The sequence below is a fragment of the Uliginosibacterium sediminicola genome, assembly GCF_039631295.1.
GTDB classification, from domain to species: domain Bacteria; phylum Pseudomonadota; class Gammaproteobacteria; order Burkholderiales; family Rhodocyclaceae; genus Viridibacterium; species Viridibacterium sediminicola.
Window position 1 is genome coordinate 14579 of sequence record NZ_JBDIVE010000002.1, and the last position, 15780, is coordinate 30358.

Genomic DNA, 15780 nt, shown 5'->3' on the forward strand with positions numbered 1-15780 from the left:
GACACATTATGGCTGGGAGTTTAACTTTCCCGGCCCGCCAACCCAAGCGGAATCACCACTGCATGAGTCCTGTAGCACCTTTGAGCAGCACGACACCTTCCCCGGAAATAGACCCGCAGATGCTGGTGCGACGCGCCCGCGATGTACTGCGTATCGAGGCGGCTGCCGTCTCGGCGCTGTCCGAGCGTATCGGCGACGCCTTCGTCAAGGCGGTCAGCATCATCCTCGCCAGCCGTGGTCGGGTGATTGTCAGCGGCGTCGGCAAGTCCGGTCACATCGCCCGCAAGATTGCGGCAACCCTGGCCAGCACCGGCACACCCGCATATTTCATGCATCCCGGCGAAGCCGCACATGGCGATCTGGGCATGCTGCAGCCAGATGATGTGCTGGTCGCGCTGTCCAACTCCGGCACGGCAGAAGAACTGCTGACCATCCTGCCGCATGTCAAACGCATGGGCGCACACCTCATTACCTTGACCGGTCGTGATGACTCACCGATGGCGCAAGTGGCCGACGTACATTTGAATGTCGGTGTGGCTGAAGAAGCCTGCACCCTCAACCTTGCGCCGACAGCCAGTACCACCGCAGCGCTGGCCATGGGTGACGCGCTAGCCGTCGCCCTCCTCGAAGCACGCGGTTTCGGCCCTGAAGACTTTGCGCGCTCCCACCCGGGCGGTGCGCTGGGGCGCCGCTTGCTCACCCATGTGCGCGACGTGATGCGTACCGGCGATGCAATTCCGCGTGTCTTGCCGGAGGCCAGTTTTGCCGAAGCCTTGCTCGAAATCTCGCGCAAGGGCATGGGCATGACGGCCATTTGCGATGCGCAAAACACGCTGATCGGCGTATTCACCGACGGCGACCTGCGCCGCCTGCTTGAACGAACGGACGACATCCGCGGTCTGAGCATCGCCAAAGTCATGCATGGCACGCCACGCTGCATCGCGCCCGAAGCGCTGGCGGCGGAGGCAGCCAGCATGATGGAACAGCTCTCCATCACCCGTCTGCTGGTCACCGACGCCGCAGGCGTGCTGGTTGGCGCACTCAATACGCAAGACCTGCTCAAGGCCAAGGTAATCTGATGTCTGACACGCTTTCCGCCCGCAACAAAGCGGCACAACTGCGCTTGATGGCCTTCGATGTCGACGGTGTGCTCACCGACGGCAGCCTGTTCTTCACGCCCAATGGCGACGAGATCAAGGCCTTCTCCAGCCTCGACGGACACGGCCTGAAGATGCTCGCGCAAGCCGGCATCGAGCTGGCCATCATCACCGGCCGCCGCTCGCGCATGGTCGAGCTGCGCGCAGCCAATCTGGGCATCACGCATCTGTTCCAGGGCGTCGAAGACAAACGCGCGGTGATGCGCGCCCTGCGCGAGCAGCTGGGGATCAGCCGCGACGCCTCCGGCTACATGGGTGACGACGTGGTCGATCTGCCGATCCTGCTCGACTGCGGCTTCGCCGCCACCGTTGGCGACGGTCACCGCTTTGTCCGCGAACACGTCGATTTCGTCGCCAGCGCTGGCGGCGGGCGCGGCGCCGTGCGTGAGCTCAGCGACTTCATCCTCAGCGCGCAAGGCAAGCTCGACGCCATGCTGCAAAGCTACCTCACGCAATGAACCGCCTCAGCTCACTGTTCCCGCTACTCATCGCCGCCCTGCTGGCCATCAGCGCCTACTGGCTGCAGCGCACCGTCAATGGCGAACGCGGACGCACCACCATCGCCAGCCGTGGTACGCCGGACACCATCATCGAGAACTTCCACATCAACAAGTTCGAAGCCGACGGCACCTTGTCGATGAGCCTCGAAGGTCCCGAGCTCAAGCATTTCCCGAGCGATGACTCGGCCGAGCTAACGTCGCCGACGGTGCGCTTCCTGCGCCCGCAACGCAAAAGCGAATGGCGCAGCGACAAGGCCGTGGTCACCGAGCAGGGCAATAATGTGTTGATGACCGGCCGGGTCAAGGGCATCGGCTCGGCCAGTAATGGCGAGCCCATGTACTTCGAGACCGAATCACTGACCCTGCGCTCCCATGATGAAGTCGCCAGCACCAATGAAGCCCTGCGCGTGACGCAGGGGCGCGAACGCATCGACGCCGGCAGCGGCGAATGGGACAATATCAATGGCCTGCTCAAACTCAAGCAGGTCGAAGCAACTCTTGAACATCGCGGACCATGACATGACTGCAGCCCGAACTTCTATTTTTGGCCTGATGGGCCTTGCCTGTGCCCTGGCCCTGAGCGCCACGCCAGTCAAAGCCGAACGTGCCGACCGTGACAAACCGGTCGTGATGCGCGCCGACTCGGCGACCTACGACGATGTGCGCAAGACGCGCACGCTGCAAGGCCGCGTGCGCATCACCCAAGGTTCTCTGGTGATTCTCGCCGACAAGCTGGAAATCAGTCTCGATGCCACCGGTTATGAGCACGCCGTGGCCATCGGTGGTGAGAACGGCCTCGCCCATTTGCAGCAAAAGCGTGAAGGCCGCAACGAGATGGTCTATGCCGAAGCCGAGCGCATCGAATACGACTCCAGCACCGAAATCGCCAAGCTCATCAAACGCGCCTGGGTGCACATGGGCAAGGGCGATGAGGCCTGCGGCGACTACCTCGAATACAACGGCCAGACCGAAAGCTACCGTGTGCTGAGCAACCCGAATGGCAAACTTGAGGACCAGCTGACGATGATCAGCCCCAGCAAATCGGGTCAAGCCAGCACCTGCGTGCGCAAAAAATAAGCGCCTGCTTCACCTCACAGCAAACGCCCGGACCCTTGGTCCGGGCGTTTTCGTTTGCACCTTCCACTGCTACATGACACGACCTGCATCAAGCGAAGCAGGCATTTGTCGCAGCGCAATGTTTTTGCCATCTTCACGGCGCAGAATCCGCCCAGACCATCCACCAAAGCACTGATAGCTATTGGTTTTATACTGAAACATAAAAATAACGCATCGCACAAAAAAACAACTTGACATGAAAGTTTTTCTGCCTAGAATTGGCATTGTGCATTGCAGCAAAAGTTTGGTTGGGTGTCCTGCAACGCCTGTTGTAGATGTGTTGTTGAAACCATTCACCGAGGAGATCACAAATGTCTTTCGCACCTGAACAATTCGCAAGCGCCAACAAAGCCGCCATCGAAGCCTTCCTGACTTTTGCCAACACCGCCTTCGCCAGCGTCGAACGCCTGGCTGCTCTGAATCTGAATACCGCTCGCAGCACGCTGGAAGACAGCGTTGCTACGACCAAGGCCCTGCTGGCCGTCAAGGACGTGCAAGAACTGGCCGCGCTGCAATCGAGCCTGGCCCGCCCGGGTGTTGAAAAGGCTGTTGCCTACGCTCGTGGTGTCTATGAAATCGCCACCGAAGCCCAAGGCCAATTCTCCAAGGCCGTCGAAGAACAAGTCGGCGAGCTGAACAAGAACATCGCTTCGGTGCTCGACAAGGCTGCCAAGTCGGCACCGGCCGGTTCCGACGCCGCCGTGGCTGCCGTCAAATCAGCTTTCGCTGCCGCCAACTCCGCTTACGACAGCATCAACAAGGCTGCCAAGCAAGTGGCTGAAATCGCCGAAGCCAATGTGGCTGCCGCAACCGATGCAACGGTCAAGGCTGTCGGCGCAGCGCCGGCAAAGACCAAGAAGGCCGCCTGAACCAGGCTAGCCTGAAATGAAAAGGCCGCCGGTGCAAACCGGCGGCCTTTTTGCATTCTGCAGCCGCTCAAGCAGCGGGCAGATCGCCCAGCTCACACCAGGGCGCGGCACGCGCCGTCAAAGCCTCGCGCATTGCCGCCATCGCCGCCTCAACAGCCGCCGGCTCGCCCTTGGCACCCAGATCGATATGGCGCGGCACGCCCTCGCCGCCGAGATTCGGCAAGCTGAACACCGTGACGCCAAAGCGCTCCTGCAGATCGGTCATCAGATCGATCAACGCGCTTTCATTGGTATCGAGCACGGCCAGCGAGGCTTCCGCCCAGGGCGTGAGGTGGTGCAGATGGGCGTAGTGCGTATCGAGCACGGCCTCCATCATCGGCCAGGACATCTGCGGGAAGCCCGGCAGAAACCAGTGCTCGCGGATGCTGAAACCGGGAATCTGGTTGAAGGGATTCGGGATGATCTCGCTGCCCGCCGGAAACTCGCCCATCGCCAGCTGCTGCGGGCCGGCTTCCACCCCGCGGCGGGCAAAGATGGCCTCGCGAATGGCGCGTTCGGCTTCCGGATGCAGGACGATATCCAAGCCCAGCGCAGCGGCGGCAGCTTGCCGCGTGTGATCGTCAGGCGTCGCGCCAATGCCGCCGAATGAGAACACCACGTCGCCGGTGGCAAAGCTCTGCTGCAGTGTTTCGATCAGCAAGGGACGGTCGTCGCCGCAGTAGCGCGCCCAGCTGAGCGCCATGCCGCGTGCCGAGAGCAACTCGATGGCCTTGGCCAGATGCTTGTCAGCCCGCCGGCCGGAGAGGATTTCGTCGCCAATGATCAGTACGCCTATGCCCATGAATACTCCCTCGCTTGAGCCTTAATTGATGTCGATGATGTGTTCGTTGGCGCGCGCTTCACGCAGCGCTTGCAACAGGAAATGCACGAAGCTCAACCCCGTGAGCGCCGGCACGAAAAGATTCAGCAGCGGCACATAGGCCAGCACGCCAGCGCCCAGCCCGAGGGCGTAGAGTTCGGCACGATGACGCGCCGGCAGAGCCTGGAGTTCATGCGCATCCGCATGCTGCATCAGCGCGTCGTAGCGATAGCAGCGCTGGTTGAGCCAGGCGCTCAAGCCAATCGACAAGAAGATGCCCATGCCCGGAATCAGCCACAGCGGCAGGCTCAGCAAGGCCAGCACGATGAACAGCAGGAGCGCCACCAGCGCATTGGTGATGCTGCCGATCTGCGTGCCACCGCGCCGCAACTGCAGCTCGGGATAATCGCTGGCGGCGACGCGTTCGAGCATCAGCGGCAGGGCGAACACCGAGATCAGCACGCTCGCTGTCAGCAAGGACAGCGGCACGAAGAGCAGCAGCAACAAGATATGTGCAAAGCCGGTCAGGGCCAGCGCCCATAGCGAGCCATCGGCAAACCACTTGCCTACTGCCGGCCAGGCCTGGACGTATTGCAGCAGCAGATTGGCGGTCTCGCCCCACACGGCCACCGCCAGAGCGATCCACAGGGCGAAAGCCAGCACAGTCGGCCACAAGAGGTGCCAGAGGATGTCGCCGCGCAGCAGGCTGTGCAGGGCGCGCAACCAGGCGCTCAGGATCTTGAACATAGAGCTCTTTCAGAAATATCAGGCACCAGCACGCAGGGTATCGACGACGGTGCGCCGCAGCAAGCCGCGCACGCCCAGCCAGCCCAGGGCTAGCACCGCGAGTACGGCCAGCCAGACGTAAAACACCAGCGCCAGCCAGTCCGGCCGGTATTCGATGTCGAAGACCTTGATCGCCAGCAGCTGCCCGGTGGCCAAGGCGCCCAGGCAGGCCAGCACGCTGGCCAGCACGCCGAGCACGAGGAACTCCGAGAGCATCGCCGCACGCAGCTGGGCATTGCTCGCGCCGAGCGTGCGCAGCACCGACAGCTCATGCGCGCGCTCGTCATGCGTTGCGCGCAGGGCCGACCACAAGACCACGGCACCGGCCAGTAGCGCAAAGCCGAACACCGCCTGCACGACGCGAATCAGCCGTGCGCTCAGATCTTGCACCTGGGCGATGATCGCGGCGACATCGATCACCGTCAGATTCGGAAAGGCCGCCACCAGGGCGCTGAGTGTGGCCCCCTGCCCCGGCGGCAGGCGGAAGCTGGTGATCCACGAGGTCGGCAAATTGTCGAGCACGCCCGGCGCCGCGCTGAAGAAGAAATTGACGCGCATCGAGTCCCAATCGAGCTTGCGGATGCTGCCCACCGTGCCGCTGACGCGCTGACCAGCAACATCGAAGCTCACCGCGTCGCCCAGACGGATGCCCAGGGTCTTGCCGACGCCCTCTTCCATCGAGAACACCGGCGCACGTGACTCGCCGTGCCAGGTGCCGGCGACCACCCGATTGCCCTCCTGCAAGACACTGCCCTGCGAGAGATTGAATTCACGATCGAGCAGATTGCGAGCGCGTTCTTCGGGGTAATCGCCCGGCGTCACCGGCTGGCCGCGCAGCTCGACCAGACGCCCACGAATCATCGGCAGCAGTTCGATGGGCGGCAGATTGTGAGTGCGGAAATACGCTTGCAAGCTATCGCGCTGATCGGTCTGGATATTGAGCAGGAACTGGTTCGGCGCATCCGGCCGCAGGCCGCGCTGCCAGCCGCGCATCAAATCGCCCGAGACCAGGCCGAGCAGCAGCATCGCCATCAGTGCCAGCCCCAAGGCCACGCTTTGCACCACGCTGGCGGCCAGGCGCCGATGCATCGCTGCCAGCCCGTAACGCAGGCCCCAGGGCAGCGCCCACCCGAACAGCTGGCCGCGATGCCGCAAAGCGCCCAGAGCCCCCAGGGCCAGACGCGCGATCAGCGCGAACACCGCGCAGGCAGCGGCAAACCCCAGCGCCACCCAGGCGCCCAGCTTGATGTCGCCCGCCATCCACAGGAACAAAGCCAGCAGCGCGAGGATGCCGGCCGCCCAGGCGCCCAGCACACTGCCCTGCATGCCGCCCCATTCGCGGCGCAGCACATGGATCGGCGGCACACGCGTCATGTGCAAGAGCTGCGGCGCGATGAAACCGAGTACCAGCACCAGCGCCACCAGCAAACCATGTACGACGGGCAGCCAACTCGGCAGCGGCAGATTGGTCTGGATCAGCGAACTGGCCAGCGCGGCAATGCCCAGCTGGACGACAAAGCCCAGCGCGCAGCCAAGCAAGGCAACAGCCAAACCGAACACCGTGAATTCAGTCAGGAACAGCCCCAGCAGCTGGCTGCGCTGGGCGCCGAAGCAGCGCATCGCCGCGCAACCGTCGAGGTGGCGCTGCAGATAACGCCGCGCCGATAAACCGATCGCCACCGCCGCCAGCACCACCGACAACATGCCGGCCAGCTGCAGGAAGTGCTGGATGCGCTCCAGATTGCCGCGGATCTCCGGCCGCACGTTTTCCAGCGACTCCAGCTGCTGGCCGGCGCCAATCTGCGGCTTGAGCCAGCGCTCGTAATCCGCCACCGCCTTGGGCGAACCCGCCAGTTGCAGGCGGTAACGCACGCGGCTGCCTTCCTGGATCAGCCCACTGGCCGGCAGATCGGCCGCATTGACCATGATGCGCGGGATGAAGCTGAAGAAGTTGTTGCCGCGGTCCGATTCGAAAGTAATCAGGGCGCCGACACGCAGCTGCAGATTGCCCAGGCTCAGCGTATCGCCGACCTTCACATTGAGGGCGCTGAGCAGGCGCTCCTCGACCCAGGCCTCGCCCGGCGCCGGAATCCGCCCGGCCACCACGCCTGGCTGGCCCATCGCCGGCGCTATCTCGACGCGGCCGCGCAGCGGATAGCCACTCTCGACGAACTTGGCGCCGGAGAGCTGGGCCAGCTCGCCGGTACTGACCATGCTCGAAAAATTGACCGTATTCGCCGCCTGCAAACCGCGCCGCTGGGCCTCGGCGCGCCAGGCCGGCGGCAGCGGCGCATCCGCCGAGACGAGCAGATCGCCGCCCATCAATTGCGTGGCGTCGCGGCGCAGGGACTGTTGCACGCGGTCGGCAAAAAAGCCGACGCTGCTCAGGCTGGTCACCGCCAGCAACAGCGCCACGCCTAGCAAGCTGAGCTCGCCGGCGCGCAGGTCACGGAACAACATCTTCAGGGCAAGTCGGAAATCAGGCATCGGTCGGTATCGGCAAGGCGTCGTGACGTGTCAGTGCGGAAATCGCAGTGCTTGAGACAGACATCATACGTGGCAGAAGGTTTGCTAAAAATCAGAAATCCCGTTTTGCGACAGCCTATCTGAGGGTAAGCCCTTAGTCAGACAACTACGGAACAACCCCTAGAATATGCCACCCGCAAATGCCGAACAAACCGGCATGGCAACGCTGCGGAGACGATTCCGATTTGTCAGTCAAAGCCTTAGCAAGCCTGGACAACAGGCTCACACAGATTTGCCACCGAAAGAGGAGTGTCATGAAGCGCGTTAATGTCCTGAAATTCTCACTGCTACTGTCCGCCCTGCTGTCGGCCCAGGTTTTCGGCGCTGTCGAGCTCAAGCTCGGCCACTTCGCCGCTGACGGCACGCCGAACGCCATTGCCGCCCTGCAATTCAAAACCAATGTTGAAAAACGCACCAATGGCGAGGTGAAGATCAATGTCTTCGGCAACAACGCACTGGGCAGCCCGCCCGAGGTGCTGGAGCAAGTGATGATCGGCGCGGTGGACATGAGCCTCTCCGGTCAGGACCAGCTGGCCAAGCATTTCCCCTTCTACGATGTGATCAGCACGCCCTTCGCGTTCAAGGATTACGCGAATGCCGACAAGATCATCGATGGCGATTTCAAAGCCTGGGCCGATCCCGAACTGGCCAAGAAGGGCCTGGTGCATCTGTCGGATTGGGAATGGGGCTTCCGCCAGCTCACCAATTCCAAGAAGTCAGTGATGGTGCCGGCCGACATGAAGGGCATGAAGATCCGCACCCCGCCGGCTTTCGCCTACCAGGCCTTCGTTGAAGCCGCCGGTGGCAATGCGGTCACCATCGCCTTCCCCGAACTGGTGATGGCCATGAAGCAGGGCGTGGTCGACGGCCAGGAAAACCCGGTCGGCACGATCTACGCGCTCAAGCTCTACGAGACGCAGAAGTACATGACCATCCTCAACTACACCTACAGCTCGATGGTGCATGTGGTGAACAAGAACAGCTGGGCCAAGCTCACGCCGGCACAGCAGAAGATCGTCGCGGAAGAGTCGGCCGCTTCGGCAAAGTTCGCGCGCAAGACCGTGCGTGACGAGGAAAGCACCCAGCTCAAGGACCTCGAAACCAGCAAGGGCATCATCATCAGCCGCCCCGATCTGGGCGTCTGGAAGGCGGCCATGGGTCCGGCCTGGGACAAGGTCAAGGCCAAGGTGGGGCCGGATAACTTCACCAAGTTCATGAGCATCGTCGACAAGAACAGCAAGTAAGCCAGAACGGCGTTTGTCCGCCACGCGGGCAAACGCCAGCGCTTACCTGCACGCCTGTTCAACCCTCGTCTGGATGCTCTGCAACTCATGCTTACCCTGCTGATTTTCTCTGTCCTGCTCGTCCTGCTGGTCATCGATGTGCCGATTGCTGTCGCCATCGGCCTGACCGCCGTGATCTTTTTCGTCGCCATGGGCCAGGGCAGTTTCCTGGTCATGCTGCCGCAGCGCATGTATTCCGGCACCACCGGTTTCACCCTGCTGGCGATTCCCTTCTTCATCCTCGCCGGTAATCTGATGAATACCGGCGGCACCACCACGCGCATCTTCCGCTTCGCGCGCGCCCTGGTCGGCCATGTGCCCGGCGGGCTGGGCCAGGTCAGCGTGGTCTCGTCGATGATCTTCTCCGGCATGTCCGGCTCGGCGGTGGCCGATGCGGCCGGCCTCGGCCAGATCCAGCATCGCGCCATGGTCGACGCCGGTTACAAGCCGACCATCTCGGCCGCCATCGTCGCCGGCGCCTCGACCATCGGGCCGGTAATTCCGCCGTCGATTCCCTTCGTGCTCTACGGCGCGATCACCTCGGTGTCGGTAACCCAGCTGTTCCTGGCCGGCGCCATTCCCGGCGTATTGATGGGCATTGCGATGATGATTGGCATTTTCCTGATGGCCAAGCCGCGCGGCCTGCCCTCAGATCCACGCGCCAATTTCGTCGAAATCTGGACCAGCTTCAAAGCCGCCTTCTGGCCGCTGATGGCGCCGGTGATCATCATCGGCGGCATCACCACGGGCTTTTTCACGCCGACCGAGGCTTCGGTGATCGCCACCCTGTACGCTCTGGTGCTGGGCTTTTGCTACCGCGACCTGAAGTGGCGCGACCTGCCGCCCATCCTCCTGGCCTCGCTCAAGCAGACCTGTGGCCTGATGTTCATCATCGCCACGGCCAACTTCTTTGGCTGGTTCACCATTTTCGAGCGCATCCCTGACCAGCTGATCACCCAGCTCACCGCGATGGGTGCAAGCCCTGCCGGCTTTCTGTGGATCGTCATCGCCATCATTCTGGTGCTCGGCTGCTTTCTCGACGGCAATGCGATCTTCCTGATCACCCTGCCGATCTTCATGAAACTGTGCCCGCTCTACGGCATCGACATGGTGAATTTCGGCGTGGTGATGACCTTGCTGATCATGATCGGCAACCTCACGCCACCGGTGGGCATGTGCTTGTTCGCCGTGGAGAGCTTCGCCAAGGTCGGCATCTGGCGGCTGTCGCTCGAATGCCTGCCCTACCTGCTCGCGATCTTCGCCGTCACCCTGCTGTGCGCCTTCATTCCGGAGATCGCGCTGTGGTTGCCCAGCGTCATGGCCAACTGAACGACAAGGACACCTACTCCGATGCTGCAACTTTTCGCCTGCTTTGATCGCGCGCTACGCAAGACCCTGGAATGGATCTGCATCCTGCTGTTCGTCGCCATCGCGCTGATCCTCACGCTCAACATCGTCATCCGCTTCCTGCCGCTGATGTCGATGCACTGGTTCGACGAGATCCTCGAGCTGCTCTACGGCGCGCTGATCTTCTACGGTGCGGCCACCGTGTGGGTCACGCACAGCCACTTCAGCGTCGGCGACTGGATCTCCCGGCATATCGCCAGCGTGCGCCTGCGCTTTGTCTATCGTCTGATTGTCGAGCTTTGCTCGCTGGCCTTCATCGCCATCTTCTTCAAGTACGCGCTGGACATCACCCTGCAAACCGACGAGCAGACCACCGCTTTCGCGATGTCCAAGAAATGGCTCTACGTGTGCATGCCGATCACCGGCGGCATCATGCTGCTCTACAGCCTGAAGAACATGTACCTGGAGATGGCCAAGATCCTCAAGCCCGAGCTTGAGATCGACCTCGGCCGCGAAGACCTCAATCACTGACCCCAATCACTGAGCTCCATCACTGAGCCATCCCGATCTGCGCCGCCGGGCAAGGCAGGCGCAGATCGGTCAGCGCTCGCGTCCACGCGTATAATCCGCGCTCCACCGCACCCGGCCACGGCCTGTTGCGGCGTTCTGCATTTTTGTACGCTGCCCATGACTGCTCCCGCCCCGCTTCAGCTCATTCCGCGCATTGCCCTGCCCAAACCTGGCCAGCGCCTGGACTTGCCGCCCCTGCATGGTTCGGCCGATGCCGCCGTGCTCGCCCAACTGGCCGGTAGTGGTCAGAAGCTGCTGGTGATTACCGCCAATCCTCTGGATGCGCAGCGTCTCAAGGAAGAAGTCGCGTGGTTCGCGCCGCAGTTGCGCACGCATCTGCTGCCCGACTGGGAAACCCTGCCCTACGACACCTTCTCGCCACATCAGGACCTGATCTCCGAACGTCTGGCAACGCTCTACGCGATCCAGAAAGGCGAGTCGGACATCACCCTGGTGCCGGCCTCCACGGCGCTCTACCGCATGGCACCGCCGGCCTGGATGGCGGCCTACACCTTCTTCCTCAAGGCCAAGGGCAAGCTGGACCTCGAAGCGCTGCGCATGCAGATGACCCTGGCCGGCTACGACCATGTCACCCAGGTGCTGCGACCGGGCGAATTCTCGGTGCGCGGCGGCATCGTCGATCTGTTCCCGATGGGTACCGCGATGCCCTACCGCATCGACCTGTTCGATGACGAGATCGACACCATCCGCACCTTCGACCCGGACACCCAGCGCACGGTCTATCCGGTGCCCGAGATCCGCCTGCTGCCGGCGCGCGAATTCCCGCTCGACGAAAAGGCGCGCTCGAGCTTCCGCCAGCGCTTCCGCGAAGCCTTTGAGGGCGACCCGACCAAGAGCGTGATCTACAAGGATGTCTCCAACGGCATCGCCTCGCCCGGCATCGAGTACTACCTGCCGCTGTTTTTCGACGAGACCGCGACGCTGTTCGACTTCCTGCCCAAGGAACTGGTGCTGGTCACCCATCAGGATGTGCCCGGCGCCATCGAAGCCTTCTGGGCCGAAGCGCACAACCGCTACCGCATGATGGCCGGCGAACGCGCCCGCCCGCTGCTGCCGCCCGAGCAGCTGTTCCTGCCCGCCGAGCAGTTCTGGCTGGCGGCCAAGAATCTGCCGCGTTTGGTCATACACGGCGAAGCCGCACGAAGCGCCCCTCTCCCGCTTGCGGGAGAGGGGCTGGGGGAGAGGGCCGCGAGTGCCGCAACGCCCTCTCCCGGCCCTGCGGGGACAACACCGACGGCGCCGCTGCCCGAGCTGGGCGTCGAGCGCAAAGCGAGCGATCCGCTGCACAAGCTCAAGCACTGGCTGGCCAATTTCCCCTGGCGCGTACTGATCATGGCCGAATCGGCCGGCCGCCAGCAGACCATCCACGAATACTTCAATGAATACGGTCTCAAGCCGCAGGCCAGCGCCGATCTGGCCGGCTTCCTCGCATCCGACGCCAAGCTCGCGCTGAGCAGCGGGCCGCTCGGCAATGGCTTCGTGCTGCCCGGCGCCAATATCGCCATCCTCACCGAGAACGAGCTCTACTCGGCGCAGGCACGGCCGCGCAATCGCGGTCGCGAGGCGCGCAAGGCTTCGGTCGAAGGCTGGCTCAAGGATCTCTCCGAACTCAAGACCGGCGATCCGGTGGTGCACGCCAGCCACGGCATCGGCCGCTACCTGGGCCTGGTGCACATGGATCTGGGCGATGGCGACATGGAATTCCTGCACCTGGAATACGCCAATGACACCAAGCTCTACGTGCCGGTCTCGCAACTGCATGTGATCACCCGCTATGCCGGCGCCGACCCCGAGGCGGTGCACCTGCACGCCCTGGGCAGCGGCCAGTGGGAAAAGGCCAAGCGCAAAGCCGCGCAGCAAGTGCATGACACGGCGGCCGAGCTGCTGGTGCTCTACGCCCAGCGCGCCGCGCGCCCCGGCCACAAGTTCGATTTCAAGCAGCATGATCTGGACGCCTTTGCCGAAGGCTTCGGCTTTGAAGAGACGGCCGACCAGCTGTCCGCCATCAATGCCGTCATCGACGATATGCGCAGCGGCCGCCCGATGGATCGCCTGGTCTGCGGCGATGTCGGCTTCGGCAAGACCGAGGTCGCCTTGCGCGCCGCCTTCATCGCCATCGCTGACGGCAAGCAGGTCGCCGTGCTGTGCCCGACCACCCTGCTCGCCGAGCAGCACTACCAGACCTTCGCCGACCGCTTTGCCGACTGGCCGGTCAAGGTCGCCGAGATCTCGCGTTTCAAGAGCGCTGCCGAGCAAGCCGAGGCGATCAAGCAGCTCGGCGAAGGCAAGGTCGACATCCTCATCGGCACCCATCGTCTGCTGCAGAAGGACGTGGAATTCAAGCGCCTGGGCCTGGTCATCATCGACGAAGAGCACCGCTTCGGCGTGCGCCAGAAAGAGGCGCTGAAAGCGCTGCGCAAGGATGTGGACATCCTCACCCTGACCGCCACACCGATCCCGCGCACGCTGGGCATGGCGATGGAAGGCCTGCGCGAGTTCTCGGTGATCGCCACCGCGCCGCAGAAGCGCCTTGCCATCAAAACCTTCGTGCAGAGCTGGAGCAAGGGCATCGTGCGCGAAGCGGTGCTGCGCGAATTCAAACGCGGCGGCCAGGTGTACTTCCTGCACAACGAAGTCGACACCATCGAGAACATGCGCAATACCCTGGCCGAGCTGCTGCCCGAGGCGCGCATCGTCGTCGGCCACGGCCAGCTGCCCGAGCGCGAGCTGGAACGCGTGATGAAGGACTTCACCTCGCAGCGCGCCAACCTGATGCTGTGCACCACCATCATCGAGACCGGCATCAATATCCCCAGCGCCAACACCATCATCATCAACCGTGCCGACCGCTTCGGCCTGGCGCAGTTGCACCAGCTGCGCGGCCGCGTCGGGCGCTCGCATCACCAGGCCTATGCCTACCTGCTCACCGACGCCGGCGGCAAGCCCAGCGCCAATGCGCAAAAGCGCCTTGAAGCGATCACCATGATGGAAGACCTGGGCTCCGGCTTCTTCCTCGCCATGCATGACCTGGAAATCCGCGGCGCCGGCGAAGTGCTGGGCGAATCGCAGTCGGGCGAGATCCAGGAAGTCGGCTTCTCGCTCTACACGCAGATGCTCAATCGCGCCGTCAAGGCGCTGCAATCGGGCAAGACGGTCGATCTGGCGCAGCCGCTGGACGTCACCTCCGAGGTGAATCTGCACATGCCGGCGCTGCTGCCCGACGCCTATTGCAGCGATGTGCAAGAGCGCCTGACGCTCTACAAGCGCATGGCCAACAGCGAAAGTGCCGAAGAATTGCAGGACATCCAGGAAGAGCTGATCGACCGCTTCGGCGAACTGCCGCCGCAAGCGCAAGCGCTGATCGAGACGCACAAGGTCAGGCAGGCGGCCAAGCCGCTAGGCATCATCAAGCTGGACGCTTCAGAGACGCGCATCAATCTGCAATTTGAAGCGAACCCGCCGATCGAGCCGATCAAGATCATTCAGCTGATCCAGAAGAACCGCAACTACAAGCTCAACGGCCAGGACAAGCTGAGCGTGACGATCGGCTCGACGACGCTGCGTGACCGCGTCACGCGGATCAAGGAAGTGCTCAAGGCGCTCAGCTGAGCGCTGGCGCTGCGCCGCTCAAGCGCGCATCGCCGCTGCCGCCAGGGCGCGGTCAAAGCTGATGAGGTGTTCGCTCAGGTGCTGGTCGATGAACTGATCGAGCGCATCGGTCTGCGTGAGCGCGCCGCGCTGAAAGCAATGCTGAAGGTATTGCACCTTGTTGATCAGACGATCATGGGCGGCTTTATGCACCAGATAATCGGGATACTCGATGCGCAGCATGAGGCGCTCTTCGCGCTCAAAGTGCCCGACGGTGTACTGGATCAGCTCGTCGAGAATCTTGCCGACAACAACCTTCCCGAAGCCTTCACAAATCGCCTGCCGCAAGCGCTCGGCGACGCTGAACAGCTGCTGGATGGGTTCATCCAGCGCCGCATTGCCGACGCTTAAAGCCGCTGTCCATTTCATGACACACCAAACAAGCCATCTCAAAAGGTCGCCGATCATAACATCAGCCCCCTGAAATACTAGGGTTAACCACTACACCACTAGGGTGTAAGTATCAGAATCAGGGATAAACGGCCCCCAGCAGCGGCGCACGGCGCGGCCGACGCAAAACAAGGTCTGCGGAATGCGGATCAAACGAAGCGGCGGCCGGGACAGCCGCCGCGATCAGGACTTCAGGCCAATGGCCGACTTGTCGGCCGCCTGCGCGGCGCTGGCCAGCTCGCAATCGAAACGACGGATATGCTCGCTGAGCAACTTGCTCAGAAAGTTATCCACGCGGTCCGAAAGATTGAGAAAACCGTGGTGGAAACTGTGCTTGAGGTACTGCACTTCGCTGATCAGGCGATCATGCTCGGCCTTGTGGCGGGTGTAGTTGGCGTAATTCACGCGGCGCATGAAGTACTCCTCGCGTTCGAAGTGGCCCACCGTGTAGTGCACCAGCTCGTCGAGGATGTCGCCCAGGACATCGCGCTCCTGGCCTGAGCGCATGGCCTGGCGGAAACGCTCGACCATGCTGAACAGCTGTCGATGATCTTCGTCGATCAGCGTGTCGCCGACACTCAGATGCTCATCCCATTTCATGTGCGTCAGAGGAACTGATAAGCGCAATTGCGCAATATGTGAATATCGACAATCCCGGCCAGACTTATCTTGACGGCCATCAAGCACATTGCAATGCAGCATCGAATC

Annotated in this window: 14 protein-coding genes; 9 read left to right on the top strand and 5 right to left on the bottom strand. The window is 62.6% G+C overall.

Translation table 11 applies throughout. The annotated features are described in order from the left end of the window. The first annotated feature begins 62 nt into the window (after nt 1–62). From ABDB84_RS03860 to ABDB84_RS03880, 5 genes are all read left to right on the top strand, one after another. The gene (locus tag ABDB84_RS03860) at nt 63–1079 is read left to right on the top strand and encodes a KpsF/GutQ family sugar-phosphate isomerase (RefSeq protein WP_428715067.1); all 1017 of its coding nucleotides are present in this window, start codon (nt 63–65) and stop codon (nt 1077–1079) included. After that, nucleotides 1079–1615 (top strand): KdsC family phosphatase, encoded by a 537-nt coding sequence (locus tag ABDB84_RS03865; RefSeq protein ID WP_345918373.1) that lies wholly within the window; start codon nt 1079–1081, stop codon nt 1613–1615. The genes ABDB84_RS03860 and ABDB84_RS03865 overlap by 1 nt, the downstream gene beginning before the upstream one ends. Next, a complete protein-coding gene (gene lptC / locus ABDB84_RS03870) occupies nt 1612–2175 on the top strand; it encodes an LPS export ABC transporter periplasmic protein LptC (RefSeq protein WP_345918374.1) in 564 nt (187 codons plus the stop codon). Before ABDB84_RS03865 ends, lptC begins: the two co-directional genes overlap by 4 nt. A 1-nt stretch (nt 2176) precedes the next feature. Next, nucleotides 2177–2734 (top strand): lipopolysaccharide transport periplasmic protein LptA, encoded by a 558-nt coding sequence (gene lptA / locus ABDB84_RS03875; RefSeq protein ID WP_345918375.1) that lies wholly within the window; start codon nt 2177–2179, stop codon nt 2732–2734. Between the two features lie 350 nt (nt 2735–3084). Continuing rightward, complete coding sequence (locus ABDB84_RS03880) at nt 3085–3642, top strand: TIGR01841 family phasin (protein WP_345918376.1); 558 nt, start codon at nt 3085–3087, stop codon at nt 3640–3642. Between the two features lie 67 nt (nt 3643–3709). On the opposite strand, the gene ABDB84_RS03885 is transcribed toward ABDB84_RS03880, so the two are convergent. Genes ABDB84_RS03885 through ABDB84_RS03895 form a run of 3 tightly spaced genes read right to left on the bottom strand, consistent with a single transcriptional unit; the run spans nt 3710 to nt 7774 of the window. Beyond that, a complete protein-coding gene (locus tag ABDB84_RS03885; RefSeq protein WP_345918377.1) occupies nt 3710–4483 on the bottom strand; it encodes a competence/damage-inducible protein A in 774 nt (257 codons plus the stop codon). Between the two features lie 21 nt (nt 4484–4504). Further along, complete coding sequence (locus ABDB84_RS03890) at nt 4505–5248, bottom strand: EI24 domain-containing protein (protein WP_345918378.1); 744 nt, start codon at nt 5246–5248, stop codon at nt 4505–4507. 18 nt (nt 5249–5266) lie between these two features. Beyond that, a complete protein-coding gene (locus ABDB84_RS03895; RefSeq protein ID WP_345918379.1) occupies nt 5267–7774 on the bottom strand; it encodes an ABC transporter permease in 2508 nt (835 codons plus the stop codon). 293 nt (nt 7775–8067) lie between these two features. On the opposite strand from ABDB84_RS03895, the gene ABDB84_RS03900 reads away from it, so the two are divergent. The 4 genes from ABDB84_RS03900 (at nt 8068) to mfd (ending at nt 14643) form a co-directional block, all read left to right on the top strand. Beyond that, nucleotides 8068–9057: a TRAP transporter substrate-binding protein gene (locus ABDB84_RS03900; RefSeq protein WP_345918380.1), complete on the top strand. Its 990-nt coding sequence runs from the start codon at nt 8068–8070 to the stop codon at nt 9055–9057. Nucleotides 9058–9144: 87 nt separating this feature from the next. After that, nucleotides 9145–10425 carry a TRAP transporter large permease gene (locus ABDB84_RS03905; RefSeq protein WP_345918381.1) on the top strand — a complete coding sequence of 427 codons (1281 nt, stop codon included), beginning with the start codon at nt 9145–9147 and terminating at the stop codon, nt 10423–10425. A 21-nt stretch (nt 10426–10446) separates the two neighbouring features. Continuing rightward, nucleotides 10447–10974: a TRAP transporter small permease gene (locus tag ABDB84_RS03910; protein ID WP_345918382.1), complete on the top strand. Its 528-nt coding sequence runs from the start codon at nt 10447–10449 to the stop codon at nt 10972–10974. Nucleotides 10975–11130: 156 nt separating this feature from the next. Continuing rightward, nucleotides 11131–14643, top strand: coding sequence for a transcription-repair coupling factor (mfd, locus tag ABDB84_RS03915; protein ID WP_345918383.1), 3513 nt, complete (start codon nt 11131–11133; stop codon nt 14641–14643). An 18-nt stretch (nt 14644–14661) separates the two neighbouring features. Here mfd and ABDB84_RS03920 read toward each other — a convergent pair whose 3' ends face one another. Next, entirely contained in the window at nt 14662–15090 is a 429-nt protein-coding gene (locus ABDB84_RS03920; protein ID WP_345918384.1) for a bacteriohemerythrin, read from the bottom strand. Between the two features lie 165 nt (nt 15091–15255). After that, entirely contained in the window at nt 15256–15672 is a 417-nt protein-coding gene (locus ABDB84_RS03925; RefSeq protein WP_345918385.1) for a bacteriohemerythrin, read from the bottom strand. Between the last annotated feature and the right edge of the window lie 108 nt (nt 15673–15780).

What these genes read in the sequence shown, in the direction of transcription:
- ABDB84_RS03890 (WP_345918378.1), bottom strand. Translation starts at nt 5,248, where the DNA reads ATGTTCAAGATCCTGAGCGCCTGGTTGCGCGCCCTGCACAGCCTGCTG.
- lptA (WP_345918375.1), top strand. Translation starts at nt 2,177, where the DNA reads ATGACTGCAGCCCGAACTTCTATTTTTGGCCTGATGGGCCTTGCCTGT.
- ABDB84_RS03865 (WP_345918373.1), top strand. Translation starts at nt 1,079, where the DNA reads ATGTCTGACACGCTTTCCGCCCGCAACAAAGCGGCACAACTGCGCTTG.
- ABDB84_RS03910 (WP_345918382.1), top strand. Translation starts at nt 10,447, where the DNA reads ATGCTGCAACTTTTCGCCTGCTTTGATCGCGCGCTACGCAAGACCCTG.
- ABDB84_RS03860 (WP_428715067.1), top strand. Translation starts at nt 63, where the DNA reads ATGAGTCCTGTAGCACCTTTGAGCAGCACGACACCTTCCCCGGAAATA.
- lptC (WP_345918374.1), top strand. Translation starts at nt 1,612, where the DNA reads ATGAACCGCCTCAGCTCACTGTTCCCGCTACTCATCGCCGCCCTGCTG.
- ABDB84_RS03905 (WP_345918381.1), top strand. Translation starts at nt 9,145, where the DNA reads ATGCTTACCCTGCTGATTTTCTCTGTCCTGCTCGTCCTGCTGGTCATC.
- ABDB84_RS03880 (WP_345918376.1), top strand. Translation starts at nt 3,085, where the DNA reads ATGTCTTTCGCACCTGAACAATTCGCAAGCGCCAACAAAGCCGCCATC.
- ABDB84_RS03920 (WP_345918384.1), bottom strand. Translation starts at nt 15,090, where the DNA reads ATGATCGGCGACCTTTTGAGATGGCTTGTTTGGTGTGTCATGAAATGG.
- ABDB84_RS03925 (WP_345918385.1), bottom strand. Translation starts at nt 15,672, where the DNA reads ATGAAATGGGATGAGCATCTGAGTGTCGGCGACACGCTGATCGACGAA.
- ABDB84_RS03885 (WP_345918377.1), bottom strand. Translation starts at nt 4,483, where the DNA reads ATGGGCATAGGCGTACTGATCATTGGCGACGAAATCCTCTCCGGCCGG.
- mfd (WP_345918383.1), top strand. Translation starts at nt 11,131, where the DNA reads ATGACTGCTCCCGCCCCGCTTCAGCTCATTCCGCGCATTGCCCTGCCC.
- ABDB84_RS03895 (WP_345918379.1), bottom strand. Translation starts at nt 7,774, where the DNA reads ATGCCTGATTTCCGACTTGCCCTGAAGATGTTGTTCCGTGACCTGCGC.
- ABDB84_RS03900 (WP_345918380.1), top strand. Translation starts at nt 8,068, where the DNA reads ATGAAGCGCGTTAATGTCCTGAAATTCTCACTGCTACTGTCCGCCCTG.